Genomic DNA, 18,059 nt, shown 5'->3' with positions numbered 1-18,059 from the left:
AAGGAGAAAAAGATGACAAAGAAACAACTTCACTTGGTGATTGTGACAGGGATGAGTGGTGCAGGGAAAACCGTGGCCATTCAGTCTTTCGAGGATCTAGGTTATTTCACTATTGACAATATGCCACCTGCTCTCTTGCCTAAGTTTTTGCAGTTGGTGGAAACAAAGGAAGACGACCATAAGCTGGCTTTGGTAGTAGATATGCGTAGCCGTTCTTTCTTCTCGGAGATTCAAGCTGTTTTGGATGAGCTGGAAAATAAGGAAGAACTGGACTTTAAAATTCTCTTTTTGGATGCAGCTGATAAGGAATTGGTTGCTCGTTACAAGGAAACCAGACGAAGCCACCCTCTAGCAGCAGATGGTCGAATTTTAGATGGGATTAAGCTGGAGCGTGAACTCTTGGCACCACTGAAAAACATGAGCCAAAATGTGGTGGATACAACTGAACTTACTCCTCGTGAACTGCGTAAAACCATTGCAGAGCAGTTTGCGGATCAGGAACAAGCCCAGTCTTTCCGTATCGAAGTCATGTCTTTTGGCTTTAAATATGGAATCCCTATTGATGCGGATTTAGTCTTTGATGTGCGCTTTTTGCCAAATCCCTATTACCTTCCAGAATTGAGAAACCAAACGGGTGTGGATGAACCTGTTTATGATTATGTTATGAACCATCCTGAGTCAGAAGACTTCTATAAACATTTGTTGGCCTTGATTGAGCCGATTTTGCCAAGTTACCAAAAGGAAGGGAAGTCTGTTTTGACCATTGCCATGGGTTGTACGGGCGGACAACACCGTAGTGTGGCCTTTGCTAAACGCTTGGCGCAGGACTTATCCAAGAATTGGCCTGTCAATGAAGGGCATCGCGATAAAGACCGAAGAAAGGAAACGGTAAACCGTTCATGAGAAAACCAAAGATAACGGTGATTGGTGGAGGAACTGGAATCCCCGTCATTCTAAAAAGTCTGCGGGAAAAAGATGTGGAAATCGCTGCTATCGTAACGGTGGCAGATGATGGTGGTTCTTCGGGTGAACTCCGAAAAAATATGCAGCAGTTGACACCGCCAGGCGATCTTCGCAATGTTCTTGTAGCCATGTCGGATATGCCTAAGTTTTATGAGAAAGTCTTTCAGTATCGCTTTTCTGAGGATGCCGGAGCCTTTGCTGGCCATCCACTGGGAAATCTCATTATCGCTGGCCTGTCAGAAATGCAGGGTTCGACCTATAATGCCATGCAATTGCTGAGCAAATTTTTCCACACAACTGGGAAGATTTATCCTTCCAGTGACCATCCTTTGACTCTTCATGCAGTCTTTCAGGATGGGACGGAAGTGGCTGGCGAGAGTCATATTGCAGACCATCCAGGTATGATTGACCATGTCTATGTGACCAATACCCTCAATGATGATACACCTCTGGCTAGCCGTCGAGTAGTGCAGACCATTCTTGAAAGTGACATGATTGTCCTAGGGCCCGGTTCCCTCTTTACCTCTATTTTGCCCAATATTGTGATTAAGGAAATCGGGCAGGCGCTTTTGGAAACCAAGGCAGAAATCGCCTATGTCTGCAATATCATGACCCAACGTGGGGAGACGGAACACTTTACAGATAGCGACCATGTGGAAGTCTTGCATCGTCACCTTGGCAGACCTTTTATCGACACTGTCTTGGTGAATATCGAAAAAGTGCCTCAGGAATACATGAATTCCAACCGTTTTGATGAATATTTGGTGCAGGTGGAACATGATTTTGCTGGTCTTTGTAAGCAAGTTCCGCGTGTGATTTCATCCAACTTCCTTCGTCTGGAAAATGGGGGTGCCTTCCACGATGGAGATTTGATTGTGGATGAATTGATGCGGATTATACAGGTGAGAAAATGAGTTTCACAGTAGCAGTTAAAGAAGAAATCCTAGGTCAGCACCATCTAAGCCGGCATGAATTATCTGCCATTATCAAGATGTCTGGTAGCATCGGTCTCTCGACCTCGGGCCTAACCTTGTCCGTCGTGACAGAAAATGCTAAGCTAGCTCGTCACCTCTATGAGTCTTTTCTCCATTTCTATGAAATCAAATCAGAAATTCGCCATCACCAAAGAAGTAATCTCCGCAAGAATCGAGTCTATACCGTTTTTACGGATGAAAAGGTGCAGGATTTATTGAGTGACTTGCACTTGGCTGACTCTTTCTTTGGCCTGGAAACAGGTATTGATGAGGCAATTTTATCAGACGAGGAAGCAGGCCGTGCCTATCTCTGTGGCGCTTTCTTGGCAAATGGAAGCATTCGTGACCCTGAATCAGGTAAGTACCAGTTGGAAATCAGTTCTGTTTATCTGGATCACGCGCAAGGGATTGCCTCTCTTCTCCAGCAGTTCTTACTGGATGCCAAGGTGCTTGAGCGCAAGAAGGGGGCTGTGACCTACCTCCAGCGAGCCGAAGATATCATGGACTTCTTGATTGTCATTGGAGCTATGCAGGCGCGTGATGATTTTGAGCGTGTTAAGATTTTGCGGGAAACTCGTAATGACCTCAATCGGGCCAACAATGCCGAGACAGCTAATATTGCTCGGACAGTTTCTGCCAGCATGAAGACTATCAACAATATCAGTAAAATCAAAGATATTATGGGCTTAGAGAATTTGCCAGTGGATTTGCAGGAGGTGGCGCAGTTGCGGATTCAGCACCCAGACTACTCTATCCAGCAGTTAGCAGATAGCCTCAGCACCCCTCTGACCAAAAGTGGTGTCAACCATAGACTCAGAAAGATAAATAAGATTGCTGATGAGTTATAAAGATATAAAACACCTCTTTCTTGACAATTGAATAGAGCATGTGAGATAATAAAGAGGAATTGAGAAGTTCTAGCATTTTAGTGCTAAAACAGAAATCCCCTCGGTACTGCAATACCAAGGGGATTTTTTCTGGGTTAGATAGCACTAACCAGGAAGGTTACTTGTCGAAGTGATCGTCTAACCAACGAGTCACCAGCCATGAGATGATACTCTCGATGACTGCGATAAGTACTATTTTGAGAAGTTCTAGCATCTGTAATACCTCCTTTTCCAAGGCGTATCGTTAGTGCCATTGTTATTATATCACATGCTGTATCAGTTTGATAGGACATTTTTACTTTTTGAAAAAGAAGGGGAAAGGCAAAAAGCAATGTCATTAAGTTAAGAAATTTAGCTCTTTAAAATCAAAAACGCATAATATCAGATATTGAAAACCGTGATACTATGCGTTTTATTGTGAGAAAATTTATTTCATTTTCTCCTGAAATTGAGTTTTTACCCAGTCTCTAATGAGTTATTTCCAAGTGACCAGTTCGCTCCAAACGCTAACATTCGATATAGTAGAGGTTTCACCAGCTGGAACCCATTTGTTGGTGCCTAAGTATCTAACTTCTAGTTTACGAACGTTTACTGTGTAAGATGCTTTTAGTCTAATATAACCATAAGTGTAGGGTGGTACGTTATGGGAGACTGAGTGATTTAAACTAAGTCCAGCTCCAGACTCCGGAGCAGAAAAGCTAACACCTGCACCTACAGTCAGAGTAGCTCCAGCTTTTCCACCATAGGCAGTTGAACTTACAGGACCTGATGTGGTGCTTTTCTTGTAAGAGTGAGAGTATTTAGTTCTATAGTCTGCAACACCAGTTGCATTAGAACGAGTCTGATACGTAGATTTAGACTCTAAATAGGCGTCTCTAAGTTCAGTTGTATAAAATGACAATAACTCTCCTGTGTTGATATCTTTTACAATACGATTAGATACAATTTCATAATTTGTACCAGGATAGACATCAGCAAAAACCGTAGATGTTGTGACTAAGAATAATAGACTTGATAGTAGAGAGAAAAACAATAGTTTCAGTTTAATCATAACAAATTTTTTCTTCATGAGTAAAAGATTATTTTTTCAATCCTTTGAAAGTTATAATGCAACCCGAAATAATACTGAGAGTTCCTACAGGTCTCCAATATAGTTGCCAAAAGAATAAATTTATTCTTTCTTTCAGTGTCGCATAGGGTTCGGCATAATAGGGGTTGATGTGAAATAATAAAAAACCAAAACATAAAACTATGATTCCAGTTAAGAATAAAATGTCCTTATTTACTTTCCTCATAAAACCTCCTTTTATTTTATTTAAAGCGCTTTCTATTATTAGTATACGTCAAAAAAAAGAAAAAAACAAGTCTATTTATTTATTTTTTTATATGGTATAATAGAATAGTTGGAGAGTTTTTATATAGCTTTAAAAGGCTGATATGAATACTTTGTATAATCTAATGATTCTTCAAAAAATTTCTTATTCAAACAAGAGCAAAGAGAAGGTGGGCTGCATATCAGAAGTTAGATGTATTTCTGTCTAACTTTTGAGGTGTAGTTCATTTTAAAACCACGAATCCTATGTGACTCGTGGTTCTTTTTTATAAACTAGTAGAGTGTTTTGGTTGTACTTTTTGTTCAGGGTCAATGTAATTAATAGCATTGTTGACAGCGGTTGGGGCTTCTCCGAGACCTGTCGCAATCAAATCAATTTTTCCGTCATAGTAGCAGCAGTCACCGATAGCATAGATACCTGCTTGGCTGGATTCCTGTTTGCTGTTGACGATAATCTTGTGGCGGTTGAGGTCCAGACCCCAGTTTTTGAGGTTACCGACAGAAGATTTGAAACCATAGTTGACAAAGAGGTGGTCTAGGTCAATCGTTTCGGTTTCGTCAGATTTGACTTTTGTGATTTCAAGTTTATCGAGCGTTTTTCCATCTCCAAGGAGTTGGCTAGGGACGAATGGTGTCTTGATGGTCACAGATGATTCCTGTAAGGCTTGGACACTGTGTTCCAAGGCGCGGAAATTATCTCTGCGGTGAACAAGGATAGTTGGCGCAATTTTTTCAAAAGCCAGAGCCCAGTCCACAGCTGAGTCTCCCCCACCAAGAATCGTCACTTTCTTACCAGCATATTGCTGAATGTTGGAAACGTGGTAGTGGATATTTTCATAGCCCTCAACGCCTTCTAGTTCCAGCGGACGTGGTTTAAAGGCACCGCCACCCATAGCGATGATGACTGTTTTAGACAGGTGACTTCCTTTAGAAGTTGTAATGGCAAAGCCTTGATCTTGTTTTTCAATCTCAAGAACTGTTTCATTGAGATGAATAGGGGTATCAAAGCCGTTTAGCTGTTCAATCAAGCGGTTAGTCAACTCTTCTCCAGTCAGATTTGGGAAACCTGGGACGTCTAGGATTTCCTTTTCAGGATAGAGAATAGCGGGCTGTCCACCTAGTTGGGGAAGGGAATCGATGATTTGGACCTTGGCTTGGCGTAGGTGGGCATAGAAGGCCGCAAAAAGCCCGACTGGACCACCACCTACAATGGTAATATCGTATAGTTGAGACATGATTTCTCCTTTGTTTTTTCTAGTCAGTTTATTTTATCATATTTTTTCTTTAATTTAAAATGAAGTAGGATAGGGAAAAAAATGTCAGAAAAATGGTATAATAGAAAGGAACGTGTTTGGACAGAGAGGAGACAGCAGATGAACTTTCAACAATTATCCAACCTGCAATATTGGACTAGCTTGTTTTCTAGTCCTTGGAGTATTGCCATCAATCTGTTTGATATTTTGATTGTGACCTATATTTTATATCGTTTTACAAAAGCGATAGCTGGTACCAAGATTATGATTTTGGTACGGGGAGTCTTGATCTTTGTATTAGCCCAGGTTGTGGCCAATATCCTTGGTTTAACAACGATTTCTTGGTTGATTAACCAGATTATCACTTATGGGGTTATTGCTGCGGTTGTTATCTTCTCTCCAGAGATTCGGACTGGTTTGGAACGTTTGGGAAGGGCGACAGATTTCTTTTCTACTACTCAAATTAGTGCAGAAGAGAAAATGATTCGTGCCTTTGTTAAGTCAGTTGAATACATGAGCCCTCGTAAGATTGGTGCTCTGGTTGCTATTCAACGAGTTCGTACCTTGCAAGAATACATCGCGACAGGAATTCCCTTGGATGCCAAAATTTCGGCAGAACTCCTCATCAATATTTTTATTCCCAACACTCCTCTACATGATGGTGCTGTGATTGTTAGAGAAAATCGGATTGCCGTCACCTCTGCCTATCTGCCCTTGACAGAAAGTACAGGAATTTCCAAGGAATTTGGGACCAGACACCGGGCGGCTATCGGTTTATCAGAAGTGTCTGATGCCTTGACCTTCATTGTCTCAGAGGAAACAGGTGGTATTTCTATTACCTACAACGGGGTCTTCAAGCATGATTTGACGATTGAAGAATTTGAAGCAGAGCTACGAACAATTCTTGTGCCAGCTGTTGAGGAAAAAGTCAGTTTCAAGGATCGTTTGCTAGGAGGTTGGAAATATGAGAAAAAATAGTCTATATATCATTTCATCTCTCTTTTTTGCTTGTGTCTTATTCATTTATGCAACGTCGACCAACTTTCAAAACAACAATACGGTAAGGCAGGTCAAATCGGAAACCTACACCAATACGATAGCAAATGTTCCTATCGATATTCATTATGATGACGACCAGTATTTCATTAGCGGATTTGCATCAGAAGTTTCCGTTGTGTTGACAGGTGCTAATCGTGTGACCTTGGCAAGCGAAATGCAGGAAAGTACTCGTAAGTTTAAGGTGACAGCGGATTTGACAGATGCTAGTGTTGGAACGATTGAAGTTCCCTTGAACATTGAAAATCTTCCAAGTGGATTGACCGCTGTGGCAACGCCTCAAAAGATTACAGTGAAAGTTGGGAAGAAGGTTAAGCGAGATGGGATGATTGTTGTGCCGCAAGTTGACCAAAGCCAGATTGGTCCCAAGCTACAACTTGATAGTGTAACCGTATCAAACGAACGAGTTTCAGTTACAACTGACCAGGAAACATTAGCTAAGATTGACAAAATTATTGCACTTTTACCAACCAGCGAACGCATAACAGGTAATTATAGTGGCTCAGTACCCTTGCAGGCAATCGACCGCAATGGGGTTGTCTTACCAGTAGTGATCACTCCGTTTGATACGACAATGAAGGTGACTACAAAACCTGTATCACCAAGTTCAAGCACAAGCAGTTCGTCGGAGACATCTTCGTCAACAAAAGCAACTAGTTCAAAAACGAATTAAAAATAGGAAAAGGATTTTATAAAAATGGGTAAATATTTTGGGACTGATGGAGTCCGTGGAGAAGCTAACGTAGAATTAACGCCAGAATTGGCCTTTAAACTAGGACGTTTTGGAGGCTATGTTCTCAGTCAACATGAAACGGAAGCACCGAAAGTCTTTGTAGGACGTGACACACGTATTTCCGGGGAAATGTTAGAATCAGCCTTGGTGGCAGGTCTCCTTTCAGTAGGGATTCACGTATACAAACTAGGCGTTTTGGCAACACCAGCAGTAGCTTACTTGGTTAAAACTGAAGGAGCAAGTGCAGGTGTCATGATTTCTGCTAGCCACAACCCAGCCCTTGATAATGGGATTAAGTTCTTTGGTGGTGATGGCTTCAAACTAGATGACGAAAAAGAAGCAGAAATTGAAGCCTTGCTAGATGCTGCAGAAGATACTCTTCCTCGTCCAAGTGCAGAAGGCTTGGGAACCTTGGTAGATTATCCAGAAGGCTTGCGTAAGTATGAAGGATACCTTGTTTCAACTGGAACTCCTCTTGAAGGAATGAAGGTTGCCTTGGATACAGCCAATGGTGCAGCTTCTACAAGTGCCCGTCAAATTTTTGCAGATCTTGGTGCTCAATTAACAGTTATCGGGGAAACACCAGATGGTCTTAACATCAACCTTAATGTTGGTTCAACCCACCCAGAAGCCCTTCAAGAAGTGGTCAAAGAAAGTGACTCAGCTATCGGTTTGGCCTTTGATGGAGACAGTGACCGTTTGATTGCTGTTGATGAAAATGGTGAGATCGTTGATGGTGACAAGATCATGTACATCATCGGGAAATACCTTTCTGAAAAAGGACAATTGGCTCAAAATACAATTGTGACAACTGTTATGTCTAACCTTGGCTTCCACAAGGCCTTGGATCGCGAAGGTATTAACAAGGCAGTTACAGCAGTTGGTGATCGTTATGTTGTTGAAGAAATGCGAAAATCAGGCTACAATCTTGGTGGTGAACAGTCTGGTCACGTCATCTTGATGGACTACAATACAACAGGTGATGGCCAATTATCTGCTGTTCAATTGACCAAAATCATGAAGGAAACTGGTAAGAGCTTGTCAGAGTTGGCTGCAGAAGTAACCATCTATCCACAAAAATTAGTCAATATCCGAGTGGAAAATGCCATGAAGGAAAAGGCTATGGAAGTTCCAGCTATTAAGGCTATCATCGAGAAGATGGAAGAAGAAATGGCAGGGAATGGCCGTATCCTTGTTCGCCCAAGTGGAACAGAGCCCCTTTTGCGTGTTATGGCAGAAGCGCCTACGACAGAAGAAGTAGGCTACTATGTTGATACCATCGCAGACGTAGTTCGAGCTGAAATCGGGATTGACTAAATCCTAGAAAACTAGATGAAAATTAAAAATTATGGTACAATAGCTTATAATATTGTAGCCGAGGGAGAAAGACATGAATCTTAAACGTGAACAAGAATTTGTTAGTCAGTATCATTTTGATGCGCGTAATTTTGAATGGGAAAATGAAAATGGAGCTCCTGAAACTAAGGTGGATGTGAACTTCCAATTGCTCCAACATGATCAAGAAAATCAAGTGACTTCCTTGATTGTCATCTTGACATTTATGATTGTATTTGATAAGTTTGTCATCAGTGGAACCATTTCACAGGTAAATCATATCGATGGCCGTATTGTCAATGAACCAAGTGAATTGAGCCAAGAAGAAGTGGAAACTTTGGCCCGCCCATGTTTGAATATGCTCAACCGTTTGACTTACGAAGTAACTGAAATTGCATTAGACTTACCAGGAATCAATTTGGAGTTCTAATATGAAACTAGCTGTTATCACAGATTCTTCTGCCTATCTCAGTGCAGAGACCTTGCAAAGAGAAGATTTGTATGTCTTGGATATTCCTGTCAATATTGATGGTGAGGAGTATGTCGAAGGTATCAATCTGTCTGCTGAGGAATTTTATCAAAAAATGGCTCAGGCATCTGAATTACCTAAGACCAGTCAACCAAGTATTGCCAAGTTAGATGAAATCTTAACTTTGCTCAAAGAACAAGGTTATACACATGCCTTGGGGCTTTTCCTATCTTCTGGAATTTCAGGTTTTTACCAAAATATCCAGTATATGATAGATGAATATGAGGGCTTAACCATTGCTTTTCCAGACACTTTGATTACAAGTGCTCCTCTGGGTATCATGGTTGAAAGCGTCTTTAATTGGCGTGACCAGGGCGATGATTTTGCCAGCATTCAGTATAAGCTAGCCATTCAAATCAGCCGTACGTCAGCCTTTATCATGGTAGATGATTTGGACCATTTGGTGAAAGGTGGGCGCCTTTCAAATGGGGCTGCCATTTTGGGCAATTTGCTTAGCATTAAGCCAATCCTCTATTTCAATGACCAAGGTGTGATTGAAGTTTACGAAAAAGTTCGTACTGAAAAGAAAGCAACCAAGCGCTTAATTGAAATTATCAAGGAGACAACGGCTTCAGGCCAATATCGGGTCATTGTCATTCACGGAAATGCTCCTGAAAAGGCTGAAGAGTTGCGTCAACACTTGCTTGAATCTGGAGTGGGTACGGATATTTCACTAGCTACATTTGGTAGTGTCATTGGGACACACCTAGGATCAGGAAGCATTGCTCTGGGTTATATTCCAGTGATTTAGTTGGCGCTTCTAGGCTAGTTAAGATGCCTTGTATCTTAGAAATTGAACACGGACTATCTGCCTCATGAAAAAAGATGCCTGTCTGGCCTTTCGTGGAAAGTCAGCGCAATTCCCTATTTTTCATGGGCAGCCAACGTCCTTTGTATCTTAGACAGGAGTAGAGATGAGTATTCGAGTAATTATTGCTGGTTTTAAGGGAAAGATGGGCCAAGCTGCTTGTCAGATGGTCTTGGCTGATCCAGACTTGGCCTTGGTAGCAGTTTTGGATCCTTTTGAGTCTGAGTCAGAATGGCAGGGTATTCCTGTTTTCAAGGATAAGGTTGATTTAGCAGGCTTTGAAGCGGATGTCTGGGTAGATTTTACTACTCCAACTGTTGCCTACGAAAATACACGCTTTGCTCTTGAAAATGGATTTGCTCCAGTAGTTGGGACAACCGGCTTTACTAGTGAAGAAATTGCAGAGTTAAAAGCATTTTCCCGTGCCCAAGATTTGGGTGGCTTGATCGCTCCTAACTTTGCCTTGGGTGCTGTCTTGCTCATGCAATTTGCGACGCAGGCTGCCAAATATTTCCCAAATGTGGAGATTATTGAGCTCCATCATGACAAGAAAAAGGATGCTCCGAGTGGAACAGCTATTAAAACAGCTGAGTTGATTGCAGAAGTTCGAGAGTCTACCCAGCAAGGTGCGCCTGATGAGGAAGAGTTGATTGCAGGTGCTCGTGGTGCTGACTTTGATGGCATGCGCATCCACTCAGTACGTTTGCCAGGCTTAGTAGCCCATCAGGAAGTCATCTTTGGCAATCAGGGAGAAGGATTGACCCTCCGTCATGACTCCTATGATCGCAGCTCCTTCATGACAGGGGTGAATTTGGGAATTAAAGAAGTTGTCAAGCGTCATGAGCTTGTCTATGGATTAGAACACTTATTATGAGATTAACGCAAATGCCTTCTGAATTTCAGAAGGCTTTACCAGTATTAGAAAAAATTAAAGAAGCAGGATTTGAAGCCTATTTTGTTGGGGGCTCTGTTCGAGACGCCCTCCTCAATCGCCCTATCCATGATGTGGATATTGCGACGTCTTCTTATCCAGAAGAAACCAAGAAGATCTTTCCGCGAACAGCCGATATCGGAATCGAGCATGGAACCGTCTTGGTCTTAGATGGGGATGAGGAGTATGAGGTAACTACCTTTCGGACAGAGGATGTCTATGTGGACTATCGCAGACCCAGTGCGGTCTCCTTTGTGCGCTCGCTAGAAGAAGACCTCAAACGCCGTGATTTTACAGTCAACGCCTTTGCCTTAGATGAGACAGGAGAAATCATTGACTTGTTTCATGGTTTAGAAGATTTGGAAAAGCAAGTCTTACGAGCAGTTGGAGTGGCTAGTGAGCGTTTTAACGAAGATGCTTTGCGTATTATGCGTGGTTTCCGTTTTCAGGCCAGTCTTGGCTTTGAACTTGAGCCAGAAACCTTTAAAGCTATGAAGACCTTGACGCCACTTTTGGAGAAAATTTCTGTGGAGCGTACCTTCGTTGAGTTTGATAAACTCTTGCTGGCTCCGTTTTGGAGAAGGGGTTTGGCTTCCATGATTGAGAGTCAAGCTTATGATTATCTCCCTGATATGGAATCTAGCCAGGACAAGCTCAATAGACTGTTTGATTTGGAGACTGATTTTATCTTTGAATCCTCTGAACAAGCTTGGTCGGCTCTACTGTCGGCTTTGGAGATTGAAAATGCGCAGCCATTTTTGAAAGCTTGGAAGACCTCACGTCAGTTTGCCAAGCAAGTTCAGGATTTGCTGACTATTTTGGCCTTGCGTGAAAAGGGAGAATTGAGTAAGCGCGATTGTTACCGCTTTGACTTGAATTTACTTTTACAGGCTGAAAATCTTCGTCAGGCTCAAGGAAAAGAAGTTAACCCGCAAGTCATCACAGAAGCTTACCAGAGTTTGACCATTCATGACAAGAAAGAGATCCAAATCAACGGTGGTATTTTGATCAAGGAATATGGCTATCAGCCGGGCCCAGACTTGGGAGAGATTTTAACAGAGATTGAATATGCCATTGTCGATGGAGAATTGGAAAATGACCGTCAAGCCATCCATGCTTATCTGAGGGAGAAAAAATGAGTGATTTTATTGTTGAAAAACTAAGTAAATCCGTCGGTGACAAGACCGTTTTTAAGGATATTTCCTTTATCATCCATGACCTAGACAGAATTGGTTTGATTGGTGTCAATGGAACAGGGAAGACCACCCTTTTAGATGTTCTTTCTGGTGTTTCTGGCTTTGATGGGGATGTCAGTCCTTTTTCAGCTAAGAATGATTACCAGATTGGTTACTTGACTCAGGATCCTGATTTTGATGATAGCAAGACGGTCTTGGATACGGTTCTATCTAGCGACCTCAAGGAAATTCAGCTCATTCGTGAGTACGAATTGATCATGCTCAACTATAGTGAGGACAAGCAGGCACGTTTGGAACGAGTCATGGCTGAGATGGATTCTCTTCAAGCTTGGGAAATTGAGAGTCAGGTTAAGACTGTTCTCAGTAAGCTGGGTATTCAGGACTTATCCACTCCTGTTGGGGAATTGTCAGGTGGTCTGAGAAGACGGGTCCAGTTGGCGCAAGTCTTACTTGGCAACCACGACCTCTTGCTTCTGGATGAGCCTACCAACCATCTGGACATTGCGACTATTGAGTGGCTGACCCTCTTTTTGAAAAATTCTAAGAAGACCGTCCTTTTTATTACCCATGACCGTTATTTCCTAGACGCTTTGTCAACTCGCATTTTCGAATTGGATCGCGCAGGCTTGACCGAATATCAGGGAAATTACCAGGACTATGTTCGCCTAAAGGCGGAACAGGATGAGCGCGACTCGGCTCTTCTCCACAAAAAAGAACAACTCTACAAACAAGAATTGGCCTGGATGCGCAGACAACCGCAGGCGCGTGCGACCAAGCAGCAGGCTCGTATCAATCGTTTCCACGACCTGAAAAAGGAAGTTTCAGGAAATACTGCTGAGACAGACTTGACCATGAACTTTGAAACCAGTCGGATTGGGAAGAAAGTCATCGAGTTTCAGGATGTTTCCTTTGCCTATGAAAATAAGCCCATTTTACAAGACTTTAATCTCTTGGTGCAGGCCAAAGATCGTATTGGAATTGTTGGGGATAATGGTGTTGGAAAATCAACCCTGCTCAATCTGATTGCAGGCAGTCTTGAGCCGACAGCAGGTCAAGTTGTGATAGGGGAAACTGTTCGTATCGCCTATTTCTCTCAGAAAATTGAGGGATTGGATGAGAGCAAGCGAGTTATCAATTACCTGCAGGAAGTGGCAGAAGAGGTCAAGATCAGCGGTGGTTCTAGTACTTCGATTGCAGAGTTGCTGGAGCAGTTTCTTTTCCCACGTTCGACGCATGGAACCTTGATTGAGAAATTGTCAGGTGGAGAGAAAAAGCGTCTTTATCTCCTCAAACTGCTCTTGGAAAAACCAAATGTTCTTCTTTTAGACGAACCGACAAATGACCTAGATATTGCAACCTTGACAGTTTTGGAGAATTTCTTGCAAGGCTTTGCTGGTCCAGTTTTGACTGTTAGTCACGACCGCTATTTCTTGGATAAGGTGGCGACCAAGATTCTGGCTTTTGAGGATGGCAAGATTCGTCCTTTCTTTGGTCATTACACCGACTATCTTGATGAGAAAACCTTTGAAACAGAGATGGCCAATCAAGTGCAAAAAGCCGAAAAGGAAAAAGTCGTCAAGGTTCGAGAAGATAAGAAACGCATGACCTACCAAGAAAAGCAGGAGTGGGCAAGCATTGAAGGCGATATTGAATCCTTGGAAAACCGTATCGCTGCTATTGAAGAGGAGATGCAGGCCAACAGCTCTGACTTTGGCAAACTGGCTACTCTTCAGAAAGAGCTAGATGAGAAAAACGAAGCACTCCTTGAAAAATATGAACGCTATGAATATCTAAGTGAATTTGATAGCTAGAAGAATAGAAAAATCCCGTCTCATGGACAGGATTTCTCTATTCTTTTTTGGTTTCCTGGTGGAAGATATTTTGCCAAGTTTCGTGGCGACGCCAGATACTGGTGTGGATGATACCATCTAACTCATAGCTGATGAGTTTGGTCTTTTGACTGATGGAAGTGATTTGAATATCCTTGATAGCAGAATTCAAGTCTTTTTCGGCTTTATAGGCCTCTTTATCCATCTGTTCTCCATTTTGGCGAATATAAACAAAATCGTCAGCCAAGAGTTCTTCCAGTTGATTTCCTTGGTCAATCAATTGTTCGCGCATAAGTAATTTTTTATAGACATTGTCTAAAATTTCATCTTCAGGGATAGGTGCTGGCTCGATATGGACATCGGTATCAAAGACGCCAAAACGTTCCTCCAGCATAGACTCGACCTGATCCGCAATTTCATGACTCTCAAAAACAGACAAGTCAGGATTCATTTCTAGCGTAATATCAAGGTAAATGTTGCTACCGTAGGTGCGACCTCTTTGCGACTTAACCTTGCTGATTTTGGGGATTTCCATGATAGCCTTTTGGTAATCCTCAAGCAGACGGTCGTCGAAACCATCTGAAAGACTAAAGGAAGACTCGATGAAAATATCATAGGCAGTTTTCAAAATAAAGAAAGTGATGATGATAGCGACCAGTTTATCCACAATCGGATAATTGAAACTGCTAGCTAGTATGGCGATGGTAGTTCCAAGTGAAGTGACAGCATCGGAAAGATTGTCCTTAGCAGCGACCTTCAGTGCCTTGGAGTTGGATTTCTTACTGAGGCGAGTATTGTAGAGATAAACTAGAAACATAATCGTTGCAGAAATGATTCCTAGGGTTGCACCAAGAGGGTCAATGACCGTTTCTTCACGACTGAGAATCTTCTGAATGGTATCCCTTAGAACATCAAATCCAACATAGAACATAATGATGGAAGTGATTAAGCTAGCCAAATCTTCAATTTTCCAGTGACCAAAACGATGGTCACGGTCTGCAGGCTGGCGCGCCAATCGAATCCCAATTAAGAGGGCCACATTTCCAATGATGTCCGAGACGTTGTTAAAACCATCGGCTACCAAACTGGATGAATGAAGGAGATGCCCAGTAGCCAATTTTGCTGCAGATAAGAGCAGGTAGGTTGAAATACTGATAATGGCACCACGTTCCGCCAACTTGAGATTTGAAATAGATTGCTTCATTCAACTTCCTTTCTAGTCATATAGCATTCTACCATTATACTGGTTTTCAAGGGAAAATTCAAATAAGGCAATTTTTACTCTTTGAAAACTTTCCAAAATTTGGTATAATAGTACTACTCAAGGGAGTAGCTGGCAGAAACCTGTGATAGTGTCGTCATTCCGAATTTTATACTGAAAAGTATGCTTTCCGGCCCTATCTTAAACAGCGAGACTTGTTATGATTAACAGGTCTCTTTTTGTTTATCGTGAAAAGATACGATGAGAAAAAGAGAAACTGTTTTGCACACAATGTCAAGGAGGAGACACATGTCAAAAGAACAAAAACGCCAAGCGTTTTACACTCAGAGTCCTGAAGAGGTCTTGAAGTCGGTTGAAGCAACTGAGCAAGGTCTTTCGTCTAGCGAAGCGCAGAAACGCCTTGCCGAATTTGGCCACAATGAACTCGAAGAAGGCGAGAAACGATCAATCCTGGTCAAATTCATCGAGCAATTTAAGGATTTGATGATTATCATCCTAGTTGCGGCGGCCATCTTGTCAGTTGTGACTTCTGGTGGAGAAGATATCGCAGATGCCATTATTATCCTAGCCGTGGTTATCATTAATGCTGCCTTTGGTGTTTACCAAGAAGGAAAAGCAGAAGAAGCTATTGAAGCCCTCAAGTCTATGTCTAGTCCAGCTGCCCGCGTTCTTCGTGATGGGCATATGGCGGAGATTGACTCTAAAGAATTGGTACCTGGAGATATCGTTGCCCTTGAAGCTGGTGATGTGGTACCAGCGGACTTACGTTTGCTAGAAGCCAACTCTCTCAAGATTGAAGAAGCTGCCTTGACAGGTGAGTCTGTTCCAGTTGAAAAAGACTTGACAGTCGAGCTTGCTGCAGATGCTGGTATTGGTGACCGTGTCAATATGGCCTTCCAAAACTCAAACGTGACCTATGGTCGTGGAATGGGTGTTGTTGTTAATACAGGTATGTACACAGAAGTCGGTCATATCGCAGGCATGCTTCAAGACGCAGATGAGACAGATACACCACTCAAACAAAACTTGAACAACCTTTCTAAGGTCTTAACCTATGCTATCTTGGTCATTGCCCTTGTTACTTTTGTAGTTGGAGTCTTCATTCAAGGGAAAAATCCACTTGGTGAGTTGATGACCTCTGTTGCGCTTGCCGTTGCAGCCATTCCAGAAGGACTTCCTGCAATCGTAACCATCGTTCTTGCCCTTGGTACTCAAGTTTTGGCCAAACGAAACTCTATCGTTCGTAAGTTGCCAGCAGTAGAAACACTTGGTTCAACAGAAATCATCGCTTCTGATAAGACTGGTACGCTGACTATGAACAAGATGACAGTCGAAAAAGTCTTCTACGATGCGGTTCTACATGACTCAGCTGATGACATTGAACTAGGTCTTGAAATGCCACTACTTCGTTCCGTTGTTTTGGCCAATGATACGAAAATCGATGTGGAAGGAAACCTGATCGGAGACCCAACCGAAACAGCCTTCATTCAATATGCCTTGGACAAGGGCTATGATGTCAAAGGTTTCTTAGAGAAATATCCTCGTGTAGCTGAGTTGCCATTTGACTCGGATCGTAAGCTCATGTCAACGGTTCACCCATTGCCAGATGGTCGTTTCCTTGTAGCAGTCAAAGGTGCACCAGACCAACTTTTGAAACGTTGTGTTCTTCGTGATAAGGCTGGGGATATTGCTCCGATTGATGAGAAGGTTACAAACCTCATTCATACAAACAACTCTGAAATGGCTCACCAAGCCTTGCGTGTCCTTGCAGGTGCTTATAAGATTATCGATAGTATTCCAGAAAACCTCACTTCTGAAGAGCTTGAAAATGATTTAATCTTCACTGGTTTGATTGGGATGATTGACCCTGAACGTCCTGAAGCTGCTGAAGCTGTTCGTGTAGCCAAGGAAGCGGGAATCCGTCCAATCATGATTACAGGTGACCACCAAGACACAGCAGAAGCTATTGCTAAACGTTTGGGAATCATTGACGCAAACGATACAGAAGGTCACGTTTTAACTGGTGCTGAACTCAATGAACTGTCAGATGAAGACTTTGAAAAAGTGGTAGGTCAATACTCTGTTTATGCCCGTGTGTCTCCAGAACACAAGGTTCGTATCGTCAAGGCCTGGCAAAAACAAGGTAAGGTCGTTGCCATGACAGGTGACGGGGTCAATGACGCACCAGCTCTGAAAACAGCAGATATCGGTATCGGTATGGGAATCACTGGTACAGAGGTTTCTAAGGGAGCTTCTGATATGATTCTTGCAGATGATAACTTTGCGACTATCATCGTAGCAGTTGAAGAAGGGCGTAAGGTCTTCTCAAACATTCAAAAGACTATTCAGTACCTACTTTCTGCCAATACTGCTGAAGTACTAACCATTTTCCTATCAACCTTGTTTGGTTGGGATGTCTTGCAGCCAGTTCATCTTTTGTGGATCAACTTGGTAACCGATACTTTCCCAGCTATCGCTCTTGGTGTTGAACCTGCTGAGCCTGGTGTCATGAACCATGAACCACGTGGACGCAAGGCAAGCTTCTTCTCAGGTGGTGTTTTGAGTTCTATCATCTATCAAGGTGTACTTCAAGCAGCTATTGTTATGAGTGTCTATGGTCTTGCCCTTCTTTACCCAGTTCACGTGGGTGACAATCATGCCATTCATGCGGATGCCCTTACTATGGCCTTTGCAACCCTTGGTTTGATTCAGCTCTTCCATGCCTACAATGTGAAATCTGTTTACCAATCCATCTTGACAGTTGGCCCATTCAAGTCTAAGACCTTCAACTGGTCCATCTTGGTATCCTTCATCCTTCTCATGGCAACAATCGTTGTAGAACCGCTTGAAGGAATCTTCCACGTAACCAAACTAGACTTATCACAATGGAGAATCGTTATGGGCGGAAGCTTCTCAATGATTATCATCGTCGAAATTGTTAAGTTTGTTCAACGTAAACTCGGTTTTGACAAGAATGCGATTTAAAAAAAAGTCATCTTCGGATGGCTTT

General features: G+C 42.5%; 15 protein-coding genes. 12 read left to right on the top strand and 3 right to left on the bottom strand.

All coding sequences use genetic code 11. The annotated features are described in order from the left end of the window. Window positions 1-12: 12 nt before the first annotated feature. From rapZ to whiA, 3 genes are read left to right on the top strand one after another with little or no spacing between them, the layout of a single operon-like run. A complete protein-coding gene (gene rapZ, locus N8L33_RS08475) occupies window positions 13-903 on the top strand; it encodes an RNase adapter RapZ (RefSeq protein WP_261059601.1) in 891 nt (296 codons plus the stop codon). Beyond that, window positions 900-1,877, top strand: a complete 978-nt coding sequence (locus tag N8L33_RS08470) for a YvcK family protein (protein ID WP_001231075.1) — start codon at window positions 900-902, stop codon at window positions 1,875-1,877. The genes rapZ and N8L33_RS08470 overlap by 4 nt, the downstream gene beginning before the upstream one ends. Beyond that, a complete protein-coding gene (gene whiA, locus N8L33_RS08465) occupies window positions 1,874-2,785 on the top strand; it encodes a DNA-binding protein WhiA (protein ID WP_000011276.1) in 912 nt (303 codons plus the stop codon). The genes N8L33_RS08470 and whiA overlap by 4 nt, the downstream gene beginning before the upstream one ends. Window positions 2,786-3,299: 514 nt before the next feature. Here the strand turns inward: whiA and N8L33_RS08460 are convergent. Together N8L33_RS08460 and N8L33_RS08455 are read right to left on the bottom strand one after the other, a co-directional pair. Beyond that, window positions 3,300-3,725, bottom strand: a complete 426-nt coding sequence (locus tag N8L33_RS08460) for a hypothetical protein (protein ID WP_226373187.1) — start codon at window positions 3,723-3,725, stop codon at window positions 3,300-3,302. 698 nt (window positions 3,726-4,423) lie between these two features. Beyond that, on the bottom strand, window positions 4,424-5,392 hold the full coding sequence (locus N8L33_RS08455; protein WP_261059600.1) for an NAD(P)/FAD-dependent oxidoreductase: 969 nt from the start codon (window positions 5,390-5,392) through the stop codon (window positions 4,424-4,426). A 138-nt stretch (window positions 5,393-5,530) separates the two neighbouring features. On the opposite strand from N8L33_RS08455, the gene cdaA reads away from it, so the two are divergent. The 8 genes from cdaA (at window position 5,531) to N8L33_RS08415 (ending at window position 13,809) form a co-directional block, all read left to right on the top strand. Further along, window positions 5,531-6,388, top strand: a complete 858-nt coding sequence (gene cdaA / locus N8L33_RS08450; protein WP_261059599.1) for a diadenylate cyclase CdaA — start codon at window positions 5,531-5,533, stop codon at window positions 6,386-6,388. After that, on the top strand, window positions 6,375-7,139 hold the full coding sequence (locus N8L33_RS08445) for a CdaR family protein (protein WP_261059598.1): 765 nt from the start codon (window positions 6,375-6,377) through the stop codon (window positions 7,137-7,139). Before cdaA ends, N8L33_RS08445 begins: the two co-directional genes overlap by 14 nt. Window positions 7,140-7,163: 24 nt before the next feature. Then, window positions 7,164-8,516 (top strand): phosphoglucosamine mutase, encoded by a 1,353-nt coding sequence (glmM, locus tag N8L33_RS08440; protein ID WP_261059597.1) that lies wholly within the window; start codon window positions 7,164-7,166, stop codon window positions 8,514-8,516. 73 nt (window positions 8,517-8,589) lie between these two features. Continuing rightward, window positions 8,590-8,964: a DUF1149 family protein gene (locus N8L33_RS08435; protein WP_001050087.1), complete on the top strand. Its 375-nt coding sequence runs from the start codon at window positions 8,590-8,592 to the stop codon at window positions 8,962-8,964. A 1-nt stretch (window position 8,965) separates the two neighbouring features. After that, window positions 8,966-9,814: a DegV family protein gene (locus tag N8L33_RS08430; protein WP_261059596.1), complete on the top strand. Its 849-nt coding sequence runs from the start codon at window positions 8,966-8,968 to the stop codon at window positions 9,812-9,814. A gap of 163 nt (window positions 9,815-9,977) precedes the next feature. Continuing rightward, a complete protein-coding gene (dapB, locus tag N8L33_RS08425) occupies window positions 9,978-10,745 on the top strand; it encodes a 4-hydroxy-tetrahydrodipicolinate reductase (RefSeq protein WP_261059595.1) in 768 nt (255 codons plus the stop codon). Continuing rightward, window positions 10,742-11,941, top strand: coding sequence for a CCA tRNA nucleotidyltransferase (locus tag N8L33_RS08420; RefSeq protein WP_314725992.1), 1,200 nt, complete (start codon window positions 10,742-10,744; stop codon window positions 11,939-11,941). Before dapB ends, N8L33_RS08420 begins: the two co-directional genes overlap by 4 nt. Beyond that, window positions 11,938-13,809 (top strand): ABC-F family ATP-binding cassette domain-containing protein, encoded by a 1,872-nt coding sequence (locus tag N8L33_RS08415; RefSeq protein WP_261059593.1) that lies wholly within the window; start codon window positions 11,938-11,940, stop codon window positions 13,807-13,809. The genes N8L33_RS08420 and N8L33_RS08415 overlap by 4 nt, the downstream gene beginning before the upstream one ends. Before the next feature lie 37 nt (window positions 13,810-13,846). Here N8L33_RS08415 and mntE read toward each other — a convergent pair whose 3' ends face one another. Continuing rightward, window positions 13,847-15,031, bottom strand: a complete 1,185-nt coding sequence (gene mntE, locus N8L33_RS08410; RefSeq protein ID WP_261059592.1) for a CDF family manganese efflux transporter MntE — start codon at window positions 15,029-15,031, stop codon at window positions 13,847-13,849. Between the two features lie 306 nt (window positions 15,032-15,337). Between mntE and N8L33_RS08405 the strand changes: the two genes are divergently transcribed. Then, the gene (locus N8L33_RS08405; RefSeq protein ID WP_261059591.1) at window positions 15,338-18,034 is read left to right on the top strand and encodes a cation-translocating P-type ATPase; all 2,697 of its coding nucleotides are present in this window, start codon (window positions 15,338-15,340) and stop codon (window positions 18,032-18,034) included. Window positions 18,035-18,059 lie beyond the last annotated feature (25 nt).

The organism is Streptococcus mitis (assembly GCF_946188695.1).
GTDB classification, from domain to species: Bacteria; Bacillota; Bacilli; order Lactobacillales; family Streptococcaceae; genus Streptococcus; species Streptococcus mitis_DF.
The sequence above is the reverse complement of the archived record's forward strand: the minus strand, read 5'-3'. Positions and strand labels throughout refer to the sequence as shown.